At 50.9% G+C, this 23,345-nt stretch carries 26 protein-coding genes; 18 read left to right on the plus strand and 8 right to left on the minus strand.

Going from position 1 to position 23,345, the window contains the following annotated elements:
• Nucleotides 1–2 precede the first annotated feature (2 nt).
• Nucleotides 3–767 (minus strand): gamma-glutamyl-gamma-aminobutyrate hydrolase, encoded by a 765-nt coding sequence (gene puuD / locus HGD79_RS04640; RefSeq protein ID WP_001307158.1) that lies wholly within the window; start codon nt 765–767, stop codon nt 3–5.
• A 211-nt stretch (nt 768–978) separates the two neighbouring features.
• On the opposite strand from puuD, the gene puuA reads away from it, so the two are divergent.
• The 13 genes from puuA to rnb all read left to right on the plus strand — a co-directional run bounded on the left by puuA (nt 979) and on the right by rnb (nt 14,910).
• Nucleotides 979–2,397 (plus strand): glutamate-putrescine ligase, encoded by a 1,419-nt coding sequence (gene puuA / locus HGD79_RS04645; protein WP_001298814.1) that lies wholly within the window; start codon nt 979–981, stop codon nt 2,395–2,397.
• Nucleotides 2,398–2,545: 148 nt separating this feature from the next.
• Nucleotides 2,546–2,710, plus strand: a complete 165-nt coding sequence (locus tag HGD79_RS04650) for a protein YmjE (RefSeq protein WP_120795382.1) — start codon at nt 2,546–2,548, stop codon at nt 2,708–2,710.
• Complete coding sequence (gene puuP / locus HGD79_RS04655) at nt 2,700–4,085, plus strand: putrescine/proton symporter PuuP (protein ID WP_000996858.1); 1,386 nt, start codon at nt 2,700–2,702, stop codon at nt 4,083–4,085. Before HGD79_RS04650 ends, puuP begins: the two co-directional genes overlap by 11 nt.
• 133 nt (nt 4,086–4,218) lie before the next feature.
• Nucleotides 4,219–4,464, plus strand: coding sequence for a YmjA family protein (locus HGD79_RS04660; RefSeq protein ID WP_001015110.1), 246 nt, complete (start codon nt 4,219–4,221; stop codon nt 4,462–4,464).
• Nucleotides 4,465–4,776: 312 nt separating this feature from the next.
• Complete coding sequence (sapA, locus tag HGD79_RS04665) at nt 4,777–6,420, plus strand: ABC transporter substrate-binding protein SapA (RefSeq protein WP_001250213.1); 1,644 nt, start codon at nt 4,777–4,779, stop codon at nt 6,418–6,420.
• Entirely contained in the window at nt 6,417–7,382 is a 966-nt protein-coding gene (gene sapB / locus HGD79_RS04670) for a putrescine export ABC transporter permease SapB (RefSeq protein WP_000583277.1), read from the plus strand. The genes sapA and sapB overlap by 4 nt, the downstream gene beginning before the upstream one ends.
• Nucleotides 7,369–8,259: a peptide ABC transporter permease SapC gene (gene sapC, locus HGD79_RS04675; RefSeq protein ID WP_001146163.1), complete on the plus strand. Its 891-nt coding sequence runs from the start codon at nt 7,369–7,371 to the stop codon at nt 8,257–8,259. The genes sapB and sapC overlap by 14 nt, the downstream gene beginning before the upstream one ends.
• Nucleotides 8,259–9,251: a peptide ABC transporter ATP-binding protein SapD gene (gene sapD, locus HGD79_RS04680; RefSeq protein WP_001128858.1), complete on the plus strand. Its 993-nt coding sequence runs from the start codon at nt 8,259–8,261 to the stop codon at nt 9,249–9,251. The genes sapC and sapD overlap by 1 nt, the downstream gene beginning before the upstream one ends.
• A 1-nt stretch (nt 9,252) precedes the next feature.
• Nucleotides 9,253–10,059 carry a peptide ABC transporter ATP-binding protein SapF gene (gene sapF, locus HGD79_RS04685; RefSeq protein WP_000573407.1) on the plus strand — a complete coding sequence of 269 codons (807 nt, stop codon included), beginning with the start codon at nt 9,253–9,255 and terminating at the stop codon, nt 10,057–10,059.
• Nucleotides 10,060–10,126: 67 nt separating this feature from the next.
• Nucleotides 10,127–10,480, plus strand: coding sequence for a DUF559 domain-containing protein (locus tag HGD79_RS04690; RefSeq protein ID WP_000968850.1), 354 nt, complete (start codon nt 10,127–10,129; stop codon nt 10,478–10,480).
• Between the two features lie 367 nt (nt 10,481–10,847).
• Nucleotides 10,848–11,636 (plus strand): enoyl-ACP reductase FabI, encoded by a 789-nt coding sequence (gene fabI / locus HGD79_RS04695; protein WP_000506490.1) that lies wholly within the window; start codon nt 10,848–10,850, stop codon nt 11,634–11,636.
• 144 nt (nt 11,637–11,780) lie between these two features.
• Nucleotides 11,781–12,908 carry a CMD domain-containing protein gene (locus tag HGD79_RS04700; RefSeq protein WP_000437858.1) on the plus strand — a complete coding sequence of 376 codons (1,128 nt, stop codon included), beginning with the start codon at nt 11,781–11,783 and terminating at the stop codon, nt 12,906–12,908.
• A 67-nt stretch (nt 12,909–12,975) separates the two neighbouring features.
• Nucleotides 12,976–14,910 carry an exoribonuclease II gene (gene rnb / locus HGD79_RS04705; RefSeq protein WP_000484984.1) on the plus strand — a complete coding sequence of 645 codons (1,935 nt, stop codon included), beginning with the start codon at nt 12,976–12,978 and terminating at the stop codon, nt 14,908–14,910.
• Nucleotides 14,911–14,987: 77 nt separating this feature from the next.
• On the opposite strand, the gene HGD79_RS04710 is transcribed toward rnb, so the two are convergent.
• On the minus strand, nt 14,988–15,092 hold the full coding sequence (locus tag HGD79_RS04710; RefSeq protein ID WP_000221855.1) for a hypothetical protein: 105 nt from the start codon (nt 15,090–15,092) through the stop codon (nt 14,988–14,990).
• A gap of 53 nt (nt 15,093–15,145) precedes the next feature.
• Here HGD79_RS04710 and pdeR point away from each other — a divergent pair, with 53 nt between their 5' ends.
• Nucleotides 15,146–17,131 carry a cyclic di-GMP phosphodiesterase gene (pdeR, locus tag HGD79_RS04715; protein WP_000859945.1) on the plus strand — a complete coding sequence of 662 codons (1,986 nt, stop codon included), beginning with the start codon at nt 15,146–15,148 and terminating at the stop codon, nt 17,129–17,131.
• Here the strand turns inward: pdeR and ymiD are convergent.
• A complete protein-coding gene (ymiD, locus tag HGD79_RS26535; protein WP_211180493.1) occupies nt 17,113–17,241 on the minus strand; it encodes a protein YmiD in 129 nt (42 codons plus the stop codon). The genes pdeR and ymiD overlap by 19 nt on opposite strands.
• A 36-nt stretch (nt 17,242–17,277) precedes the next feature.
• On the opposite strand from ymiD, the gene yciZ reads away from it, so the two are divergent.
• The 3 genes from yciZ (at nt 17,278) to osmB (ending at nt 18,777) form a co-directional block, all read left to right on the plus strand.
• Nucleotides 17,278–17,451 (plus strand): protein YciZ, encoded by a 174-nt coding sequence (gene yciZ, locus HGD79_RS04720; protein ID WP_001288368.1) that lies wholly within the window; start codon nt 17,278–17,280, stop codon nt 17,449–17,451.
• 89 nt (nt 17,452–17,540) lie between these two features.
• Entirely contained in the window at nt 17,541–18,290 is a 750-nt protein-coding gene (locus tag HGD79_RS04725; protein WP_001088621.1) for a DNA-binding transcriptional regulator YciT, read from the plus strand.
• 268 nt (nt 18,291–18,558) lie between these two features.
• Nucleotides 18,559–18,777 carry an osmotically-inducible lipoprotein OsmB gene (gene osmB, locus HGD79_RS04730; protein ID WP_000498253.1) on the plus strand — a complete coding sequence of 73 codons (219 nt, stop codon included), beginning with the start codon at nt 18,559–18,561 and terminating at the stop codon, nt 18,775–18,777.
• A 125-nt stretch (nt 18,778–18,902) separates the two neighbouring features.
• Here osmB and yciH read toward each other — a convergent pair whose 3' ends face one another.
• The 5 genes from yciH to pgpB form a co-directional block, all read right to left on the minus strand.
• Nucleotides 18,903–19,229 (minus strand): stress response translation initiation inhibitor YciH, encoded by a 327-nt coding sequence (gene yciH / locus HGD79_RS04735; RefSeq protein WP_001295580.1) that lies wholly within the window; start codon nt 19,227–19,229, stop codon nt 18,903–18,905.
• Nucleotides 19,229–19,966: an orotidine-5'-phosphate decarboxylase gene (gene pyrF / locus HGD79_RS04740; protein WP_000176278.1), complete on the minus strand. Its 738-nt coding sequence runs from the start codon at nt 19,964–19,966 to the stop codon at nt 19,229–19,231. The genes yciH and pyrF overlap by 1 nt, the downstream gene beginning before the upstream one ends.
• A 192-nt stretch (nt 19,967–20,158) precedes the next feature.
• Nucleotides 20,159–21,328, minus strand: coding sequence for a lipopolysaccharide assembly protein LapB (lapB, locus tag HGD79_RS04745; RefSeq protein WP_000891350.1), 1,170 nt, complete (start codon nt 21,326–21,328; stop codon nt 20,159–20,161).
• A gap of 6 nt (nt 21,329–21,334) precedes the next feature.
• Nucleotides 21,335–21,643 carry a lipopolysaccharide assembly protein LapA gene (gene lapA / locus HGD79_RS04750; protein WP_000876286.1) on the minus strand — a complete coding sequence of 103 codons (309 nt, stop codon included), beginning with the start codon at nt 21,641–21,643 and terminating at the stop codon, nt 21,335–21,337.
• Between the two features lie 148 nt (nt 21,644–21,791).
• A complete protein-coding gene (gene pgpB / locus HGD79_RS04755) occupies nt 21,792–22,556 on the minus strand; it encodes a phosphatidylglycerophosphatase B (protein ID WP_001256538.1) in 765 nt (254 codons plus the stop codon).
• Nucleotides 22,557–22,725: 169 nt separating this feature from the next.
• Between pgpB and ribA the strand changes: the two genes are divergently transcribed.
• A complete protein-coding gene (gene ribA / locus HGD79_RS04760; protein ID WP_001176295.1) occupies nt 22,726–23,316 on the plus strand; it encodes a GTP cyclohydrolase II in 591 nt (196 codons plus the stop codon).
• Nucleotides 23,317–23,345 lie beyond the last annotated feature (29 nt).

Here is a 23,345-nt window from a genome sequence, read left to right on the forward strand (position 1 = left end):
GGTCAGAGTCGCTGTTTTTCAGCGATATGGTGCTGACAAGCGGTGATAAAGCCCTCGAACAATATACGCGAAAGCGCGTACTCGCTACTGTTCCATTCCGGGTGCCACTGTACGCCCAGCGCAAAAGGATGATTGATGACGCTAACCGCCTCAACTAAGCCATCCGGCGAGCGAGCTTCAACACGCAACCGTGGGCTAACGACCTTCGCCCCTTGCCCATGCAGAGAGTTTACCCAAAAGTTGCTACATTCAGGTAACAACGCAGACAGTAATCCCCCCTCTTCAACCTGAACTTCATGCGACGGTGCATATTGCTGTTCCACCGGCAGTTCGGGATCTTCCCGATGTTCCAGCAATTCAGGCTGTTCGCACAGCTTGCGATGCAACGAACCACCGGTTGCCACCACCAGTTCCTGTAAACCCCGGCAGATGGCGAAAATGGGGATGCGCCTTTCGAGTGCGGCATTAATTAACGCCATGCTCAGAAGATCACGCCCGGGATCGGCGTCAGGCTCATCGCCGTTTTCACCATATAGGTGCGGCTGCACATTGCTGGGACTACCAGGAAGATAAATGCCATCGAGTTTCGGCAAAAGTTGTTCAAGTAATGACGGTTCCGCCAGCGCATGTGGTAGCGCAATTGGCAAGCCGCCTGCGTGGATGATGGCATTCAGGTACTTTTCTTGCAGAGTCTGGGTCGCATGACCCTTAAGCCTGTTCCTGCACATTACGACACCGATAACCGGATTGTTCATTATATTTTCCATGCTCAATCTCACAAAGTGGACTAAATTATCGCCATTACTGCGGTTTAAATGACCTTTATGTTCAATATTTTTTCAATCTAGCAGTGGGTTTTCATTTTTGCAAACTCAATTTAACATTTGACAAACATTTAGTTTGCATACAGATTCGAATGGTGGTCATTATATTTTACGCTTTGATAACGAGCGGAAAACAAACCAAAGGCGAAGAATCATGGAAACCAATATCGTTGAAGTAGAGAACTTTGTTCAGCAGTCAGAAGAGAGGCGGGGTAGCGCCTTTACGCAGGAAGTGAAACGCTACCTGGAGCGCTACCCGAATACGCAATATGTTGATGTTTTACTTACTGATTTGAATGGTTGCTTCCGTGGAAAACGTATCCCTGTTTCAAGCCTGAAGAAGTTGGAGAAAGGGTGTTATTTCCCGGCCTCGGTGTTTGCAATGGATATTCTGGGCAACGTAGTAGAAGAAGCGGGTCTGGGTCAGGAAATGGGCGAGCCGGATCGTACTTGTGTTCCTGTTCTCGGTTCCTTAACCCCTTCTGCCGCCGATCCAGAGTTTATCGGTCAGATGCTCCTGACCATGGTCGATGAAGATGGCGCTCCCTTTGACGTTGAGCCGCGGAACGTTCTTAACCGCCTGTGGCAGCAGCTACGCCAGCGCGGATTGTTCCCGGTTGTAGCGGTAGAGCTGGAGTTCTATTTACTGGATCGTCAGCGCGACGCTGAAGGGTATCTGCAACCGCCCTGCGCGCCCGGCACCGATGACCGCAATACACAAAGCCAGGTTTACTCCGTTGATAACCTCAACCACTTCGCCGACGTGCTCAATGATATTGATGAACTGGCGCAGTTACAGTTAATTCCCGCCGACGGTGCGGTCGCCGAAGCCTCGCCGGGTCAGTTTGAAATCAACCTTTACCATACCGATAACGTGCTGGAAGCCTGCGATGATGCGCTGGCGCTAAAACGCCTGGTGCGTCTGATGGCAGAAAAGCATAAGATGCACGCCACTTTTATGGCGAAGCCGTATGAAGAGCACGCGGGCAGCGGGATGCATATCCATATCAGTATGCAAAATAATCGTGGCGAGAATGTGCTTTCTGACACAGAAGGCGAAGATTCGCCGCTGCTGAAAAAGATGCTCGCCGGGATGATTGACCTGATGCCGTCGTCGATGGCGTTGCTGGCACCAAACGTGAACTCGTATCGCCGCTTCCAGCCGGGAATGTATGTGCCGACGCAGGCGTCGTGGGGCCATAACAACCGCACCGTCGCCCTGCGTATTCCGTGCGGCGACCGTCATAATCACCGCGTGGAATATCGCGTGGCGGGTGCCGATGCCAACCCATATCTGGTGATGGCAGCGATTTTTGCCGGTATTTTGCATGGCCTTGATAACGAGCTGCCGTTGCAGGAAGAAGTCGAAGGCAACGGGCTGGAACAGGAAGGCTTACCCTTCCCGATTCGCCAGAGCGATGCCCTAGGTGAGTTTATCGAGAATGATCACCTGCGCCGCTATTTAGGCGAACGGTTTTGCCATGTGTATCACGCCTGTAAAAATGATGAGCTGTTGCAGTTTGAGCGCCTCATCACAGAAACAGAAATTGAGTGGATGTTGAAAAACGCGTAATTCCCCATGCGGGGTTGTTTCATCGGCCTGAGCGGAGCCAGGCCTGACATTTGCTGGTAATCCAGACATTTCCCGGATGTCGCGTTATGGAGCGCAGGCGGCAACGGGCTTCCGTTAACGATTAAGACTGTGACGAGGAAATGAGATGATGCCGATGATTAAATCCCCGCATGGCGAGGGAGGCTGCGTATGCGCCCCTCCTGCTACTGACTGGACTCCGCCCCCTTTGCTTCCCTTGCTAAACAGGTTTGATTTCAGGTCGACACGACCGCAAACCTTATTACGCAGGGGAGGCAGCAATTATGGCTATTAATTCACCACTGAATATTGCTGCGCAACCCGGCAAAACCCGTCTGCGAAAATCACTGAAATTGTGGCAGGTGGTAATGATGGGTCTGGCCTATCTCACGCCGATGACCGTATTTGATACTTTTGGTATTGTCTCCGGCATTAGCGACGGTCACGTTCCGGCGTCCTATTTGCTGGCGCTGGCGGGCGTGCTGTTTACCGCTATCAGCTACGGCAAACTGGTTCGCCAGTTTCCGGAGGCCGGTTCGGCCTATACCTACGCGCAAAAGTCGATTAATCCGCACGTCGGATTTATGGTCGGCTGGTCATCACTGCTGGATTATCTCTTTTTGCCAATGATCAACGTTTTGTTGGCGAAAATCTATCTCTCCGCCCTCTTCCCGGAAGTGCCGCCGTGGGTGTGGGTGGTAACCTTCGTCGCCATTTTAACCGCCGCGAATCTGAAGAGCGTCAACCTGGTCGCTAACTTCAATACCCTGTTTGTACTGGTGCAAATCTCCATCATGGTGGTGTTTATCTTCCTGGTGGTTCAGGGACTGCATAAAGGAGAAGGCGTTGGCACCGTCTGGTCACTTCAGCCGTTTATCAGCGAGAACGCGCACCTGATCCCGATTATTACCGGTGCGACGATTGTCTGTTTCTCGTTCCTCGGTTTCGATGCGGTGACCACGCTTTCGGAAGAGACGCCGGACGCCGCACGCGTGATCCCGAAAGCCATCTTCCTGACGGCGGTATACGGCGGCGTTATCTTTATCGCGGCGTCGTTCTTTATGCAGCTGTTCTTTCCCGATATCAGCCGCTTTAAAGACCCGGACGCCGCACTGCCTGAAATTGCGCTGTACGTCGGCGGCAAGCTCTTTCAGTCGATTTTCCTCTGCACCACGTTTGTGAACACATTAGCGTCTGGCCTGGCTTCACATGCCAGCGTGTCGCGTCTGCTGTATGTGATGGGGCGTGACAATGTGTTTCCGGAGCGCGTGTTTGGCTATGTGCACCCAAAATGGCGGACTCCGGCACTCAACGTCATTATGGTCGGGATTGTCGCGCTGTCGGCGCTGTTCTTTGATTTAGTCACCGCGACAGCACTGATTAACTTCGGTGCTCTGGTGGCGTTTACCTTCGTGAATCTGTCGGTGTTTAATCATTTCTGGCGGCGTAAAGGAATGAATAAAAGCTGGAAGGATCACTTCCACTATTTGCTGATGCCGCTGGTTGGCGCGCTGACGGTGGGTGTGCTGTGGGTTAACCTAGAGTCAACGTCACTGACACTCGGTCTGGTATGGGCTTCGTTAGGCGGCGCATATTTGTGGTATCTGATCCGCCGCTATCGCAAAGTGCCGCTGTACGAAGGTGACAGAACGCCGGTGAGCGAAACGTAATAGCCGGATGCGCGGCGCATTATCCTGCCTGAGGGTAACGCGCCGCGCCATTAACTATAAAAAGATGTATGACCCGGATCACGAGTGCTATCATCCGCCCTTATGCTTAGCGCATTAACCCCAGGGGCAAATAATGAACCACGATATCCCGCTAAAATATTTTGATATTGCCGATGAGTACGCGACCGAATGCGCAGAGCCTGTCGCAGAGGCTGAACGCACACCGCTGGCCCACTACTTCCAGTTACTGCTCACCCGTTTGATGAACAATGAAGAGATCAGCGAAGAAGCCCAACATGAAATGGCTGCTGAAGCGGGGATTAATCCCGTACGCATTGATGAGATCGCAGAGTTTTTGAATCAATGGGGTAATGAGTAATTATTTAATTGCAGACGATCGGTCAGTATCGTTGTTCGGATAAAGCGTTCACGCCGCATCCGGCTAACAATGACACGCACTGCAGCGTGCTTTAATGGGTTTCTCACGATCGTACCGCTCTGCTCCTCGCTAAGTTGTTCTGTGAGTTATAGTTATAGAGAAATCACGGGTACGAATGTTGAACAGATGGCGACGCCACCTGTTCAACGACCAACCACACGGCCCTCATTACGACCCCTGAACACAAACGGTAATGGCAAATGTCATTAAATATTAGTAAGATAGCCTCTTTACATAAAATCCCTTAATATTATGCGCCAGGTATTATCGTCTCTTTTGGTGATTGCTGGACTTGTGAGTGGTCAGGCAATCGCCGCGCCTGAATCCCCCCCGCATGCTGATATCCGCGACAGCGGTTTTGTCTATTGCGTCAGCGGGCAAGTCAACACCTTTAACCCATCCAAAGCGAGCAGTGGGTTAATTGTCGATACCCTTGCCGCCCAGTTTTATGATCGACTGCTGGATGTCGATCCCTATACCTATCGCCTGATGCCGGAACTTGCCGAAAGCTGGGAAGTACTCGACAACGGCGCGACCTATCGCTTCCACCTGCGTCGCGATGTTCCGTTTCAAAAAACCGACTGGTTTACTCCCACTCGTAAAATGAATGCCGACGATGTGGTGTTTACCTTCCAGCGAATTTTTGACCGCAACAACCCGTGGCATAACGTCAACGGCAGCAACTTCCCCTACTTCGACAGCCTGCAATTTGCCGATAACGTGAAAAGCGTCCGCAAACTGGATAATCATACCGTTGAGTTCCGACTCGCCCAGCCGGATGCTTCTTTTTTGTGGCACCTCGCAACCCATTATGCTTCGGTCATGTCGGCAGAATATGCCCGGAAGTTAGAGAAAGAAGATCGCCAGGAGCAACTCGACCGTCAACCGGTCGGCACCGGTCCGTATCAGTTGTCGGAATACCGCGCCGGGCAATTTATTCGCCTACAACGTCATGATGACTTCTGGCGCGGTAAACCGTTAATGCCGCAGGTAGTGGTGGATTTAGGCTCCGGCGGCACCGGACGTCTGTCGAAACTCCTGACCGGGGAATGCGACGTTCTGGCCTGGCCTGCTGCCAGCCAGCTATCCATTTTGCGTGACGACCCGCGCTTGCGTTTAACGCTGCGTCCTGGGATGAACGTCGCCTATCTGGCATTTAACACCGCCAAACCGCCGCTAAATAATCCCGCTGTCCGCCATGCACTGGCACTGGCGATTAATAACCAGCGCCTGATGCAATCCATCTATTATGGTACGGCTGAAACGGCGGCCTCTATTTTACCGCGCGCCTCGTGGGCCTATGACAACGAGGCTAAAATTACTGAATACAATCCGGCGAAATCGCGCGAACAGTTGAAGGCGTTGGGGCTGGAAAACTTAACGCTGAAACTGTGGGTGCCCACACGTTCGCAGGCGTGGAACCCCAGTCCACTGAAAACTGCCGAACTGATTCAGGCGGATATGGCGCAGGTTGGCGTAAAAGTGGTGATTGTGCCGGTAGAAGGTCGCTTTCAGGAGGCGCGGTTGATGGATATGAGCCATGATCTGACGTTATCCGGTTGGGCGACGGACAGTAACGACCCGGACAGTTTCTTCCGTCCTTTACTGAGCTGCGCGGCAATTCATTCACAGACCAACCTCGCCCACTGGTGCGATCCGAAATTCGACAGCGTGTTGCGTAAGGCGCTCTCCTCGCAGCAGCTGGCGGCGCGTATTGAAGCCTATGACGAAGCGCAGAGTATTCTGGCGCAGGAATTGCCCATTTTGCCGCTGGCGTCGTCATTGCGTTTGCAGGCCTATCGGTACGATATCAAAGGTCTGGTACTTAGCCCGTTTGGTAACGCCTCCTTTGCTGGGGTGTATCGCGAGAAACAGGATGAGGTGAAAAAACCATGATTATCTTCACCTTACGCCGCATTTTGTTATTGATTGTCACCTTGTTCCTGCTGACCTTCGTTGGCTTCAGCTTGAGCTATTTCACCCCTCATGCGCCGTTACAAGGCGCGTCACTGTGGAATGCCTGGGTGTTCTGGTTTAACGGCCTGATCCACTGGGATTTTGGTGTTTCCAGCATTAACGGTCAACCGATTGCCGAACAGTTAAAAGAGGTCTTCCCGGCGACGATGGAACTGTGCATCCTCGCCTTCGGTTTTGCGCTGATTGTTGGCATCCCCGTGGGGATGATTGCCGGGATTACGCGCCATAAGTGGCAGGATAACTTGATCAACGCCATCGCCTTACTGGGCTTTTCAATCCCGGTGTTCTGGCTGGCGCTTCTGTTGACGCTGTTTTGTTCACTCACGCTAGGTTGGTTGCCCGTTTCAGGGCGTTTCGATCTGCTCTACGAAGTGAAACCGATTACCGGTTTTGCGTTGATTGATGCCTGGCTTTCGGACTCACCATGGCGGGATGAAATGATCATGAGCGCAATCCGCCATATGATATTGCCCGTGATCACCCTGTCGGTTGCGCCAACAACTGAAGTGATCCGCCTGATGCGTATCAGCACTATCGAAGTGTATGACCAGAACTATGTAAAAGCGGCGGCGACCCGCGGTTTGTCGCGCTTTACTATTTTGCGTCGCCACGTTCTGCATAACGCGTTACCGCCGGTTATTCCTCGCCTGGGCTTACAGTTTTCCACCATGCTGACGCTGGCGATGATCACCGAAATGGTTTTTAGCTGGCCGGGTTTAGGGCGCTGGTTAATTAACGCCATCCGCCAGCAGGATTACGCAGCCATTTCCGCCGGAGTGATGGTGTGTGGCTCACTGGTCATTATTGTTAACGTGATTTCTGATATTTTGGGTGCCATGGCTAACCCTCTGAAACATAAGGAATGGTATGCCTTACGATAGCGTATACAGCGAAAAGCGCCCGCCGGGCACGCTGCGTACCGCCTGGCGCAAATTTTATAGTGACGCCTCTGCGATGGTCGGCCTGTACGGCTGCGCGGGGCTGGCTGTACTGTGTATTTTTGGCGGCTGGTTTGCGCCTTACGGCATCGACCAGCAATTTCTCGGTTATCAATTATTGCCGCCGTCATGGTCGCGCTATGGCGAAGTTTCTTTCTTCCTGGGGACTGACGACCTCGGACGCGATGTTTTAAGCCGTTTACTGAGCGGAGCTGCGCCAACCGTGGGTGGCGCATTTGTGGTGACGCTTGCCGCGACGATCTGTGGCCTGGTACTGGGCACCTTCGCCGGGGCGACACACGGCCTCCGCTCAGCGGTGCTTAACCATATTCTGGATACCTTACTGGCGATCCCTTCGCTGCTGTTGGCCATTATCGTTGTAGCGTTTGCCGGACCGAGTTTGTCCCACGCTATGTTTGCTGTCTGGCTGGCATTGCTGCCGCGTATGGTACGTTCGATTTACAGCATGGTGCATGACGAACTGGAAAAAGAGTACGTTATCGCCGCCCGTCTGGATGGCGCATCAACGCTGAATATTCTCTGGTTTGCTGTGATGCCAAACATCACCGCCGGGCTGGTCACCGAGATCACCCGCGCACTGTCGATGGCAATTCTCGATATCGCCGCGCTGGGCTTTCTCGATCTCGGCGCACAACTCCCCTCGCCTGAATGGGGAGCGATGCTCGGTGATGCGCTGGAACTGATTTATGTCGCCCCGTGGACTGTCATGCTGCCAGGTGCGGCAATTATGATTAGCGTGTTGTTGGTTAACCTCCTTGGCGATGGCGTTCGTCGTGCGATTATTGCGGGGGTGGAATAATGCCATTACTCGATATTCGTAACCTGACCATTGAATTTAAAACCGGTGATGAGTGGGTTAAAGCCGTCGACCGGGTAAGTATGACCTTAACCGAAGGTGAAATCCGCGGTCTTGTTGGTGAATCCGGTTCCGGCAAGAGTTTGATTGCGAAAGCGATTTGTGGGGTGAATAAAGATAACTGGCGTGTTACTGCTGACCGTATGCGTTTTGATGATATCGATTTGCTGCGTCTCTCCGCACGCGAACGGCGCAAACTGGTTGGCCATAACGTGTCGATGATTTTCCAGGAACCGCAGTCGTGTCTTGACCCTTCAGAACGTGTGGGTCGCCAGTTGATGCAAAACATCCCAGCCTGGACCTATAAAGGCCGTTGGTGGCAGCGTTTTGGCTGGCGCAAACGCCGTGCCATTGAACTGCTGCACCGCGTGGGGATTAAAGATCACAAAGATGCGATGCGCAGTTTTCCCTATGAGTTGACCGAAGGTGAATGTCAGAAAGTGATGATAGCCATTGCACTGGCGAATCAACCGCGTCTGCTGATTGCTGACGAACCGACCAACTCAATGGAGCCAACAACCCAGGCGCAAATCTTTCGCCTGCTGACGCGTCTCAACCAAAACAGCAATACCACTATTTTGCTTATCAGCCATGACTTACAAATGCTTAGCCAATGGGCGGATAAAATTAACGTGCTTTACTGCGGTCAAACAGTGGAAACCGCGCCGAGTAAGGAGTTGGTGACGATGCCACATCATCCTTATACCCAGGCGCTGATCCGCGCGATACCAGACTTCGGCAGCGCGATGCCGCATAAAAGTCGCCTCAATACGCTGCCCGGCGCTATCCCACTGCTGGAACAGTTACCGATTGGTTGTCGTCTGGGGCCACGTTGCCCGTATGCACAACGAGAATGCATTGTGACGCCACGTTTGACGGGGGCGAAAAATCATCTCTATGCCTGTCATTTCCCGCTGAACATGGAGAAAGAGTGAGATGATCGAAACGCTGCTTGAAGTGCGTAATTTAAGTAAAACGTTCCGCTACCGGACCGGCTGGTTTCGTCGTCAGACCGTAGAAGCGGTAAAACCCTTGAGCTTTACGCTACGTGAAGGCCAGACACTGGCGATTATTGGCGAGAATGGTTCGGGTAAATCCACGCTGGCAAAAATGCTGGCGGGAATGATAGAGCCTACCAGCGGCGAGTTATTGATTGACGATCATCCACTGCATTTTGGCGATTATTCCTTCCGCAGTCAGCGTATTCGCATGATTTTTCAGGATCCTTCGACCTCGTTGAATCCCCGTCAACGTATCTCGCAAATTCTGGATTTTCCACTGCGCCTGAACACCGACCTGGAACCGGAACAGCGTCGCAAACAGATTATTGAAACGATGCGTATGGTTGGACTGCTACCGGATCACGTCAGTTACTATCCGCATATGTTGGCACCCGGACAAAAACAGCGTCTGGGTCTGGCGCGCGCGCTGATATTGCGCCCAAAAGTCATTATTGCCGATGAAGCCCTCGCTTCACTGGATATGTCGATGCGTTCGCAGTTGATTAATCTGATGCTGGAATTACAGGAAAAACAGGGCATTTCGTATATTTATGTTACCCAGCATATCGGAATGATGAAGCACATTAGCGACCAGGTGCTGGTGATGCATCAGGGCGAGGTTGTCGAGCGAGGCAGCACCGCGGATGTGCTGGCATCGCCGCTGCATGAACTCACCAAACGGCTGATTGCCGGGCACTTTGGCGAAGCATTGACAGCGGATGCGTGGCGTAAAGATCGCTAATTTTCTGAATCCTCCTTCCAGATTATCCACCTCATTCTGACAAGAGATTAAATCTTGTCAGAATGAGGTGATGGATAAAATAAAATCAAATGCGCGTGATTTAAGACGCAATCTCACTTTGCAGGAACGAAAGCTCTGGCGATATCTTCGCAGCCGACGTTTTGGTGATTTCAAATTTCGCCGTCAACATCCGGTGGGGAGCTACATTCTCGATTTTGCTTGCTGCTCGGCGCGCGTAGTCGTTGAGCTGGATGGTGGGCAGCATGATTTGGCAGTTGCCTATGATACCAGGCGCACTAGCTGGCTTGAGTCGCAGAGCTGGACCGTGCTGCGTTTCTGGCATAACGAGATTGATTGTAATGAGGAGGCGGTGCTGGAGATTATTCTGCAGGAACTGAACCGCCGGTCACCCTCACCCTGAAAGGGCGAGGGGGCCGACCGAGCCGAATAGCTGTTGTGGTGAAAACATGGAGACAGTGCTGGAGAATATTCGGCAAGGTCTGAACCATCCCAGCCATCGCCATAAAAGGGTTAGGGGCTGTATGAGCCTGTTTGTTGCTGGGGTAACAATATTTGCACAATATGGTCCCCTCGCCCCTCTGGGGAGAGGGTTAGGGTAAGGGGAAAAGCGCCCACCCTGCCGCAGCCTGCTCCGGTCGGACCTGGCAACTATAGCTACTCACAGCCAGGTTGATTATAATAACCGTTTATCTGTTCGTACTGTTTACTAAAACGACGAATCGCCTGATTTTCAGGCACAACAAGCATCAACAATAAGGATTAAAGCTATGGGTTTTCTTTCCGGTAAGCGCATTCTGGTAACCGGTGTTGCCAGCAAACTATCCATCGCCTACGGTATCGCTCAGGCGATGCACCGCGAAGGAGCTGAACTGGCATTCACCTACCAGAACGACAAACTGAAAGGCCGCGTAGAAGAATTTGCCGCTCAATTGGGTTCTGACATCGTTCTGCAGTGCGATGTTGCAGAAGATGCCAGCATCGACACCATGTTCGCTGAACTGGGGAAAGTTTGGCCGAAATTTGACGGTTTCGTACACTCTATTGGTTTTGCACCTGGCGATCAGCTGGATGGTGACTATGTTAACGCCGTTACCCGTGAAGGCTTCAAAATTGCCCACGACATCAGCTCCTACAGCTTCGTTGCAATGGCAAAAGCTTGCCGCTCCATGCTGAATCCGGGTTCTGCCCTGCTGACCCTTTCCTACCTTGGCGCTGAGCGCGCTATCCCGAACTACAACGTTATGGGTCTGGCAAAAGCGTCTCTGGAAGCGAACGTGCGCTATATGGCGAACGCGATGGGTCCGGAAGGTGTGCGTGTTAACGCCATCTCTGCTGGTCCGATCCGTACTCTGGCGGCCTCCGGTATCAAAGACTTCCGCAAAATGCTGGCTCATTGCGAAGCCGTTACCCCGATTCGCCGTACCGTTACTATTGAAGATGTGGGTAACTCCGCGGCATTCCTGTGCTCCGATCTCTCTGCCGGTATCTCCGGTGAAGTGGTCCACGTTGACGGCGGTTTCAGCATCGCTGCAATGAACGAACTCGAATTGAAATAATCATTCTGTTGGTAAATATTGGGCGGCGTTCTGCCGCCCGTTATCTCTGTTATACCTTTCTGATATTTGTTATCGCCGATCCGTCTTTCTCCCCTTCCCGCCTTGCGTCAGGATAACGATTTCCTTTACGACCAAGGAGCGCCCATGGAACAACGCCACATCACCGGCAAAAGCCACTGGTATCATGAAACGCAATCCAGTACTGCGGAGTATGACGTTCTGCCTCTGGTCCCGGAAGCCGCAAAGGTCAGCGATCCCTTTCTGCTCGACGTGATCCTTGATGAAGAAACGCTGGCTCCCTTCCTTTCATGGCTGGTCCCTGCGCGCGTTCTTGCAGTGGAATTGTTCCCTGACCAGCTTACCGTGACCCGTTCACAGACCTTCACCGCTTATGAACGCTTGTCTACGGCCCTGACGGTTGCTCAGGTTTGCGGCGTCCAGCGGTTATGTAACTACTATTCGGCGCGACTTACGCCGCTCCCCGGGCCTGATTCCTCCAGGGAAAGCAATCATAGGTTGGCACAAATCACGCAATATGCCCGCCAACTGGCTAGCTCGCCTTCTATTATCGACAACCGATCGCGCCAGCATCTGAATGACGTCGGTCTTACTGCCGGGGACTGTGTGATCATTAACCAAATCATTGGTTTTATTGGCTTTCAGGCGCGGACCATTGCGACATTTCAGGCTTATCTCGGGCACCCGGTACGCTGGTTACCCGGTCTGGAAATACAAAACTACGCCGACGCGTCACTGTTTGCTGATGAATCAATACGCTGGCGAAGCAGCTATGAGGTGGAAAAACTACCTGAAGAGTACACAAAAAGTTCAACAGCAGAACTTTGCCAACTGGCCGAAACACTCTCTCTCCACCCTATTTCACTTTCCCTTCTCGAAAGGTTGTTAAACAGTACACGGGTTAATACACAGCCGGATAATAAGCTTGCGGCGTTGTTATGCGCGCGGATAAATGGCAGTCCTGCTTGTTTTGCCGCCTGTATGGATTCATCAAATGAATATAAAAAAATCAGCCCCCTTCTGCGCAAGGGCGAAAATGAAATTAACCAATGGGCTGACCGTCATTCTGTTGAGCACGCTACCGTTCAGGCGATACAATGGCTGACCCGAGCACCCGATCGCTTTAGCGCCGCCCAGTTCAGCCCTTTACTCGAACACGAAAAATCATCAACGCAGATTATTAATCTGCTGGTATGGAGCGGGCTGTGTGGCTGGATAAATCGCTTAAAAATCGCGTTGGGTGAGACATATTAACCTTGCCGCGTCAGACAGATTCGCGTAAAACTGTCAGCCGCTCTAATGGCCACCAAAATAGACAATTATGTTTCAGGACAACCCGCTGCTAGCGCAGCTTAAACAGCAACTGCATTCCCAGACGCCACGCGCTGAAGGGGTGGTAAAAGCCACAGAAAAAGGCTTTGGCTTCCTGGAAGTCGACGCGCAAAAAAGTTATTTCATTCCGCCGCCGCAGATGAAAAAAGTCATGCATGGCGACCGAATTATCGCGGTGATCCACAGTGAAAAAGAACGTGAATCCGCAGAGCCAGAAGAACTGGTTGAACCGTTCCTGACTCGTTTCGTGGGTAAAGTTCAGGGCAAAAATGACCGTCTGGCCATCGTTCCTGATCATCCACTCTTAAAAGACGCCATTCCTTGCCGCGCAGCCCGTGGCCTGAACCACGAGTTTAAAGAAGGCGACTGGGCGGTTGCCGAAATGCGCCGTCATCCGCTGAAAGGCGATCGTTCTTTCTATGCTGAACTGACACAATACATCACTTTTGGTGACGACCACTTTGTACCGTGGTGGGTTACCCTTGCGCGCCATAATCTGGAAAAAGAAGCACCAGACGGCGTCGCTACCGAAATGCTCGATGAAGGTCTGGTTCGTGAAGATCTGACCGCGCTGGATTTTGTCACCATCGACAGTGCCAGCACAGAAGATATGGATGACGCCCTTTTCGCTAAGGCGTTGCCGGATGACAAACTTCAGCTGATTGTGGCGATTGCCGATCCAACCGCGTGGATTGCTGAAGGCAGCAAGCTGGACAAAGCCGCGAAAATTCGCGCATTCACCAACTATCTGCCTGGCTTCAACATCCCTATGCTGCCTCGCGAGCTTTCTGACGATCTCTGCTCACTGCGCGCCAATGAAGTCCGCCCGGTACTGGCATGCCGCATGACGCTCTCCGCTGATGGCACCATTGAAGATAATATCGAATTCTTTGCCGCCACCATCGAATCCAAAGCAAAGCTGGTGTATGACCAGGTTTCTGACTGGCTGGAAAATACCGGTGACTGGCAGCCTGAAAGTGAAGCAATTGCCGAACAAGTCCGTTTGCTAGCGCAAATTTGCCAACGCCGCGGCGAGTGGCGTCATAACCACGCACTGGTGTTTAAAGATCGCCCGGATTACCGCTTTATTCTCGGTGAAAAAGGTGAAGTGCTGGATATCGTCGCCGAGCCTCGTCGCATTGCCAACCGTATCGTCGAAGAAGCGATGATTGCCGCTAACATTTGTGCGGCCCGCGTACTGCGCGATAAGCTCGGTTTTGGCATCTATAACGTGCATATGGGCTTTGATCCGGCGAATGCCGACGCGCTGGCAGCGTTGCTGAAAACGCACGGTCTGCATGTCGATGCCGAAGAAGTGCTCACGCTGGACGGTTTCTGCAAACTGCGTCGTGAACTGGACGCGCAACCAACTGGTTTCCTCGACAGCCGCATTCGTCGCTTCCAGTCATTTGCTGAAATTAGCACTGAACCCGGTCCTCACTTTGGCCTCGGTCTGGAAGCATACGCCACCTGGACTTCGCCGATCCGTAAATATGGCGACATGATCAACCACCGTCTGCTGAAAGCGGTTATCAAAGGCGAAACTGCGACGCGCCCACAGGATGAAATCACTGTCCAAATGGCCGAGCGTCGCCGTCTCAACCGGATGGCAGAACGTGATGTTGGTGACTGGTTATACGCACGCTTCCTGAAAGACAAAGCCGGGACCGACACCCGTTTCGCAGCGGAAATTGTCGATATCAGCCGTGGCGGCATGCGTGTTCGTTTGGTTGATAACGGCGCTATCGCCTTTATTCCGGCACCTTTCTTACACGCTGTGCGCGATGAACTGGTTTGCAGCCAGGAAAACGGCACTGTACAAATTAAAGGTGAAACGGTTTACAAAGTGACTGACGTTATTGACGTCACTATTGCCGAAGTCCGCATGGAAACCCGCAGCATTATTGCGCGCCCGGTCGCGTAATCTCCTTTCACGGCCCATTCCTCATGGATGGGCCGTTTATTTCCCCGCTCTACCTTCGTTATATCCAGGCAGATTTTTTAACTGACTTTCGTTTGAAAACTGGCGTTTTTCCAAAACTGGATTACAAATAAATATATAAAAAAAACAATGCGTTTAGCCGCCGTTAATTTCATGTAAGTCATGTTGTTCCTTTTATTTAACCGCGGACTCCGCAGTTAACCGGAGGATATGCATCATGAAAACCGTTAGGGAGTCCACAACGTTGTACAACTTTCTCGGATCGCACAATCCATACTGGCGGTTGACGGAAAGCAGCGATGTTTTGCGCTTTTCTACCACCGAAACCACAGAACCTGATCGTACTTTGCAGTTATCTGCCGAACAGGCTGCTCGCATCAGGGAAATGACGGTCATCACCTCCAGCCTGATGATGAGTCTGACCGTCGATGAGAGCGATCTTTCTGTGCATCTGGTAGGACGAAAAATCAATAAACGGGAATGGGCTGGCAACGCGTCTGCATGGCATGACACACCGGCGGTTGCTCGTGATTTATCACACGGGCTTTCCTTTGCTGAGCAGGTAGTTTCTGAAGCACATTCCGCAATAGTCATTCTCGACAGCCGGGGGAATATTCAACGCTTCAATCGGTTATGTGAAGATTACACAGGGTTGAAAGAACACGACGTCATTGGGCAAAGCGTGTTTAAACTGTTTATGAGCCGTCGTGAAGCTGCGGCATCCAGGCGCAATAACCGTGTATTTTTTCGAAGCGGCAATGCATATGAAGTCGAACTGTGGATACCAACATGTAAAGGCCAGCGGCTGTTTCTGTTTCGCAATAAATTTGTCCACAGCGGCAGTGGCAAAAACGAGATTTTTTTAATCTGTTCCGGCACCGACATTACCGAAGAGCGCCGCGCTCAGGAGCGACTGCGTATTCTGGCAAATACCGACAGTATCACCGGACTGCCGAATCGTAACGCAATGCAGGATTTAATCGATCACGCTATTAATCATGCAGATAACAATAAAGTTGGGGTTGTGTATCTTGATTTGGATAATTTCAAAAAGGTCAACGACGCCTATGGGCATTTGTTTGGTGACCAGTTATTACGCGACGTGTCATTGGCTATTTTAAGCTGTCTCGAACATGACCAGGTGTTGGCGCGTCCAGGTGGGGATGAGTTTCTGGTACTGGCATCCAACACCTCACAAAGCGCGCTGGAAGCAATGGCATCACGAATTTTGACCCGCTTACGGCTCCCCTTTCGCATTGGTTTAATTGAAGTTTATACCAGCTGTTCAGTAGGTATTGCACTCTCTCCCGAACATGGTTCAGACAGCACGGCTATTATTCGTCACGCCGACACAGCAATGTACACAGCGAAGGAAGGCGGACGAGGACAATTTTGCGTTTTTACTCCAGAAATGAATCAGCGGGTATTTGAATATCTCTGGCTGGATACCAACTTGCGTAAAGCACTGGAAAACGATCAGTTGGTTATTCACTATCAACCGAAAATCACCTGGCGTGGCGAAGTGCGCAGTCTGGAAGCACTAGTACGTTGGCAGTCACCTGAACGTGGGTTGATTCCACCGTTGGACTTCATTTCCTACGCCGAAGAGTCAGGGCTAATTGTGCCTTTAGGCCGTTGGGTGATTCTCGATGTCGTACGCCAGGTGGCAAAGTGGCGGGATAAAGGCATAAACCTGCGAGTGGCGGTAAATATTTCTGCACGTCAGCTCGCCGATCAAACCATTTTCACCGCCCTGAAACAGGTTCTCCAGGAACTCAATTTTGAATACTGCCCTATAGATGTTGAACTGACAGAGAGTTGTCTGATTGAGAATGATGAACTGGCACTGTCTGTTATTCAACAATTTAGCCAACTAGGTGCGCAAGTGCATCTGGATGATTTTGGTACCGGCTACTCTTCACTTTCGCAACTGGCGCGCTTTCCGATCGATGCCATCAAACTTGACCAGGTTTTTGTTCGAGATATTCACAAACAACCTGTCTCGCAGTCACTGGTCCGGGCGATCGTCGCTGTGGCCCAGGCATTGAATCTTCAGGTGATCGCCGAAGGTGTAGAGAGTGCAAAGGAAGATGCTTTTTTAACCAAGAACGGGATCAATGAGCGGCAAGGATTTTTGTTTGCCAAACCGATGCCCGCCGTCGCCTTCGAACGCTGGTATAAACGCTATCTGAAGCGCGCATAAGTAGATGAATATATATACTTAGCGCTATATCCCGTCATTATATATCGTATTCCTGGATGATAATTAGCCGTTGCTGTTAAACACTTCTCTTTTAGCGGCAATTTTTGCATTATTCATTTTCCACTTTTGCTATAAGGATGTCCTTGATGTCTGAATTTGATGCCCAGCGCGTTGCCGAACGTATTGATATTGTGTTAGATATCCTTGTGGCAGGCGATTACCACTCTGCGATCCATAATCTCGAGATACTTAAAGCAGAACTCTTGCGCCAGGTTGCTGAATCTACGCCAGACATCCCGAAGGCACCGTGGGAGATTTAACAATCGTGCCTTCAGGTTTTCCTATTTGAGGATGCCCGGCGCGTCAGTATTTTTTTATTTAGTATTATAACGTTATAAGAATTACAGCGATGAATTCCCGACAACAAACTATTCTACAGATGGTCATTGACCAGGGTCAGGTTAGCGTAACCGATCTGGCAAAAGCCACTGGAGTTTCTGAAGTTACCATTCGCCAGGATCTCAACACCCTCGAAAAACTGAGTTACCTCCGCCGTGCACATGGCTTTGCAGTTTCGCTTGATAGTGATGACGTCGAAACCCGTATGATGAGCAACTATACGCTGAAGCGTGAACTCGCCGAGTTTGCCGCGTCACTGGTTCAACCGGGCGAAACCATCTTTATCGAAAATGGTAGCAGCAATGCCCTGCTCGCCCGGACTCTGGGCGAACAGAAGAAAAATGTCACTATCATCACAGTCAGCAGCTACATTGCGCATTTGCTGAAAGACGCGCCTTGTGAAGTCATTTTGCTCGGTGGCGTGTACCAGAAAAAAAGCGAAAGTATGGTTGGCCCTTTGACACGCCAGTGCATCCAGCAGGTACATTTCAGCAAAGCATTTATTGGTATTGATGGCTGGCAACCTGAAACTGGATTCACCGGTCGCGATATGATGCGTACCGATGTGGTCAATGCCGTGCTGGAAAAAGAGTGCGAAGCGATAGTCCTGACTGACAGCTCGAAATTTGGTGCTGTACATTCATACTCCATCGGTCCCGTTGAGCGATTCAATCGCGTGATTACCGATTCGAAAATACGCGCCAGCGATCTGATGCATCTTGAGCACAGTAAACTCACCGTTCACGTCGTTGACATTTAACCATTTCCCTTCTCTACGGATGATTTGCAGTTTGGCAAATCATCCGCTCTAAGATGATTCCTGGTTGATAATTAAGACTATTTACCTGTTATTAACACTCTCAAGATATAAAATTATTATCAGCGATATAACAGGAAGTCATTATCACCTGCGTGATATAACCCTGCGCGCGAGCAGATTTCACGGAATAATTTCACCAGGCTTATTCTTAGCTATTATAGTTATAGAGAGCTTACTTCCGTGAATCATAAATTCAGGAGAGAGTATTATGTTTGTAACGAGCAAAAAAATGACCGCGGCTGTTCTGGCAATTACTTTGGCAATGTCTCTGAGTGCCTGTTCTAACTGGTCTAAACGGGACCGCAACACCGCAATCGGCGCGGGTGCAGGGGCATTAGGCGGTGCAGTACTGACCGATGGCAGTACGTTGGGTACATTAGGTGGTGCAGCTGTCGGTGGTGTTATTGGTCACCAGGTCGGTAAATAATCGTAAATAAATGTCGATTATCGACTCGCAATTATAATACGCTTGATTCTGTTCAGTACGAAATAACTGAATAATACGCACAGTAAAATATTCGAAAGCCACGGATATATCCGTGGCTTTTTATGTTAACCGCCTGCGAGTTTTACCTTCATCCCTTTCGCTTCAAGTAGTGATTTTAATAAATCACGCTTATCGCCCTGGATTTCAATAACTCCATCTTTAACTGCTCCGCCGCAGCCGCATTTTTTCTTCAGTTCCGCTGCAAGTTTTGTCAGTTCGGCATCATCGAGATCGACACCGGTAATCAGGCAAACGCCCTTACCTTTACGTCCACTGGTCTGACGCTGAATACGCACCACACCGTCGCCTTTAGGGCGTACAGGGGCCGCTTTGGGCTCATCAATACGTCCGGTTTCCGTTGAGTAGACCAGACGGCTGTTGGAATCACTCATCATGCACTCCGCTGTAAAGAGGCGTTGATCGCTTTCAGCGTCTGCGCTGGATCTACCGATTGCGTTACCGGGCGACCAATCACCATATAATCAACACCAGCCGACAACGCCTGTTCTGGCGTCATAATGCGGCGCTGGTCACCAGCTTCACTCCCCTGCGGACGAATGCCCGGCGTAACCAGTTTGAACTCCTGACCGAATACCTGTTTAAAGCGCACAGCTTCCTGAGCAGAACACACCACACCATCAAGGCCACATTTTTGCGTCAGTGCCGCCAGACGTTCTGCATAATCTGCAGGTGACAGTGTCATGCCAAGATCGACCAGGTCGCTGGCTTCCATGCTGGTCAACACTGTCACAGCAATCAAAAGCGGTGCATCTTTGCCAAACGGAACCAGTGCCTCACGCGCTGCGGTCATCATACGCGCCCCACCAGAGGCATGAACATTCACCATCCACACGCCTAAGTCAGCTGCAGCAGCGACAGCGTGCGCTGCAGTGTTAGGAATATCGTGGAATTTCAGGTCAAGAAAGATATCAAAACCACGCTGTTGAAGTTCGCGCACAAACTGTGGCCCAAACAATGTAAACATCTCTTTGCCGACCTTCAGACGACAATCGCGTGGGTCGATCTTGTCGACAAAGGACAGCGCGTCATCACGATTATGATAATCAAGGGCAACAACCACAGGAGAATTCGTAACAGCGCGGGAAGAAGATGAAGCAGTTAACGTCATGACCAGACCTTCTTGATGATGGGCACCGGAAGTGGCGCGAAACAGGTAAACGGCGAGCATTCTACCCGTGGAAATAAAAAATTAACAGTTGCGATTTTTCCCCTGGCAGGCTTTTTCTGCTCCGTCGTTGCCGGAGCACAATGGAACATCAATAACTAGTATGTTGTAACTAAAGTCGGATTTTTTTAAAAATTACAGGCCATCAAGACCGCGAATCGGTTTAATGGTTGACCAGGCCCGACAAGACGGACAATGCCAGTAGAGGGTGTATGCGGTAAAACCACATTTCTGGCAGCGATAACGAGGCTTACTACGTACCTTTTCGCCAACCATGTCACGCAGCACCATCAGGCTCTCTTTGGCACGCCCTTCTTCCGCTTCATTTAAGTGGTAATCCATTAACTTATGGAACACACGCATGGTCGGATGACGCTGAAGCTGGCGCGTAATATAGATCTGTGCAGCCTCACTACCGTCGCGCGCTTCGATGATATCCGCAAGCATCAATTCAGCATCGGCACCGGTGTTCTCTTCCACCGCGCGTTGCAGGAATTCTGCCCATTCGGCAGTTTTACCCAACTGCTGATAGCAGGTTTGCAACATTTCCAGCGTTTCGCTGACCAGTTCTCTGTCCTGGGATATCACGCGTTGCAAACTTTCGACGGCTTTGGCGTATTCTCCTTTCGCCATAAACACGCGTCCCATCATGATGGATACGCGGGCGCTGTTTTTATCTGCCGCCGCCCCTTTTTTTAGCAAGGTCATGGCACGATCGAGATCGTCGCTGGCCATATGCTGCAGGGCTAACTCACAGTAGAAATGGGCAATTTCGACGCGCTGTTTATCTTTACCCAGCTTCACCAGGCGTTCGGCAACATCAATTGCTTTCTGCCACTCACTGGTAGCCTGGTAGATTTGTAGCAACTGTTGCAGAGCGCCAATGCGGAAGTCAGTTTCATCGGTCAGCTGATTGAACATGTCTTCCGCGCGGTCGTATAACCCGGCGGCCATGTAATCACGCCCTAGTTGTTGAATCGCCAACAGACGCTGTTCATAGGTCAGCGAGGCGCTTTCCATTAGGGTCTGATGGATGCGAATAGCGCGATCAACTTCGCCACGCGAACGGAACAGGTTTCCGAGCGTAAGGTGGGCTTCAACGGTGCCTGTATCCTCTTTAAGCATATCGAGAAACAGGTCTACCGCTTTATCCTGTTGATTACTAAGCAGGAAGTTAACCCCCGCTACGTAATCACGCGACAAGCGGTTGGCTTCATCTTGCTTATTTTGTTGCGCACTTCTGCGGCCCATATACCAGCCATAGGCAGCGGCTACAGGCAAAAGCAGAAACAACAACTCCAGCATAGAAAGTTATTCCTTCGCCGCTGACGAGTGCGGCACTACAGCCACGTCAGTCGCGGGTGAAAGCTGGTTTTCCAGTCGCTTTATTTTACGTTCAGCGCGCGCCAGGGAAACACGAACTCGCAGCCAGAACAGGCCACAAATCAACCAACCGATAGCAAACCCCGCAGCAAACAATACCGCCAGCAATGTGGAAATACGGTACTCCCCTTGCGCTAACAGATAATTAAACGTCACCTGTTGATCGTTCTGCGCACCCAACGTGACCGAAATCACGAAGATCGCTAACACCAGTAAGAAAATGAGTAAATATTTCACATTACTTCCCGTTATGTGGTTAGAGCGAATAAATTATGGTCAACTTACCGCAATAGCCCTTTAAAGTACCATTTTCGCGCCGTCTGCGAAATGGCATCCACGCGCATTGTTGATGATTTAAGGGCTAAATTCGGAAAATCAACCAGCGTTAACTTTCTTGTTCTCGTTGCGCTATTTCGCGATTTTCTTCCGCAGGTGGTGTTAATGGCCCACAAATTCGTTGCGCAAGCCACGTTGCCACCGCCACCAGCGCCCACGAAATCAACGTAGCTACTACCAGATCGCGTGGCCAATGCATCCCGAGCAGCAGGCGGCTTCCCATGACTCCCGTTGCCCAGACCAGCAAGATAGCAATGGTTAACGTTCGCCGACGCGGCCACAGCAAACCAACGGCCAGCAGTGCCCAACTGGCAGCAAACATCGTGTGACCGGAAGGAAAGGCAAACCCCGTCTCTTTCTGCCAGTGTGAACGCAAATATTGTGGGATATTTTTCTCTTCAGCCAACTGTTCTTTCACTAAATTTCCGCGTTCTGCTCGCTTTAAAGTGTAGAACTCATCAACCGGAATATGATGTGTTTTTTCCAGCCAGATAACAAAAGGTCGTGGTTCCTGGACTTTGTCTTTGATCCAGGATTTAACGCCTTGTCCCACAAGGATTGCGGCCGCCAGAATGGCAAATAATACAAAGGCAGCCTTAATGCGAAAACGCAGACACCAGAGAAACCAGCCGAATAAAATCAAATGTGTAATGACGCCCCAGGGCTGGGTGACAGTTTCAGTAACCCAAAAAGCCGCTTTTAGTAGCCAACTTTGTTCTCCAGGTTGCCAACGCCAGCCAGAAATCCATACGGCTACTGGCATGACAAGCAATAGTGCAGCTCCCACTGCGGTACGTCTGGCAATCGAACGCATGGCCTCTCCTTTTTGATAAGTCCCACAATCATAACTGAAAACGCCAGTTCCAGGAAAAATTGACAGATTTGTGCCATTCCGTGAACGATCGACGCGTCGTGATTAGGTGAACCCCTTCTCGTTATGGCAAAATAAGCCAATACAGAACCAGCATTATCTGGAGAATTTCATGCAGCTTAAACGTGTGGCAGAAGCCAAACTGCCAACCCCATGGGGCGATTTCCTGATGGTGGGATTTGAAGAACTGGCAACCGGACACGATCATGTCGCGCTAGTCTATGGCGATATTTCCGGGCATACCCCGGTACTTGCGCGCGTCCATTCCGAATGTCTGACCGGTGACGCCCTGTTCAGCTTGCGCTGCGATTGTGGCTTCCAGCTCGAAGCGGCATTGACGCAAATTGCCGAGGAAGGCCGTGGTATTTTGCTGTATCACCGTCAGGAAGGTCGTAACATTGGTCTGCTGAATAAAATCCGCGCTTACGCACTGCAGGATCAAGGTTACGATACCGTAGAGGCTAACCACCAGTTAGGCTTCGCCGCTGATGAGCGCGACTTCACTCTTTGCGCTGATATGTTCAAACTCCTTGGCGTCAATGAAGTCCGCTTGTTAACCAATAACCCGAAAAAAGTCGAAATTCTGACCGAAGCAGGGATTAATATTGTTGAACGCGTACCATTGATTGTAGGTCGTAACCCCAATAACGAACATTATCTCGATACCAAAGCCGAGAAAATGGGCCATTTGCTGAACAAATAACCCTCTTGCATTGTGTAATTAGTTTGCTT

This window comes from Escherichia sp. SCLE84 (assembly GCF_012584495.1).
Taxonomy (GTDB): Bacteria; Pseudomonadota; Gammaproteobacteria; order Enterobacterales; family Enterobacteriaceae; genus ECMA0423.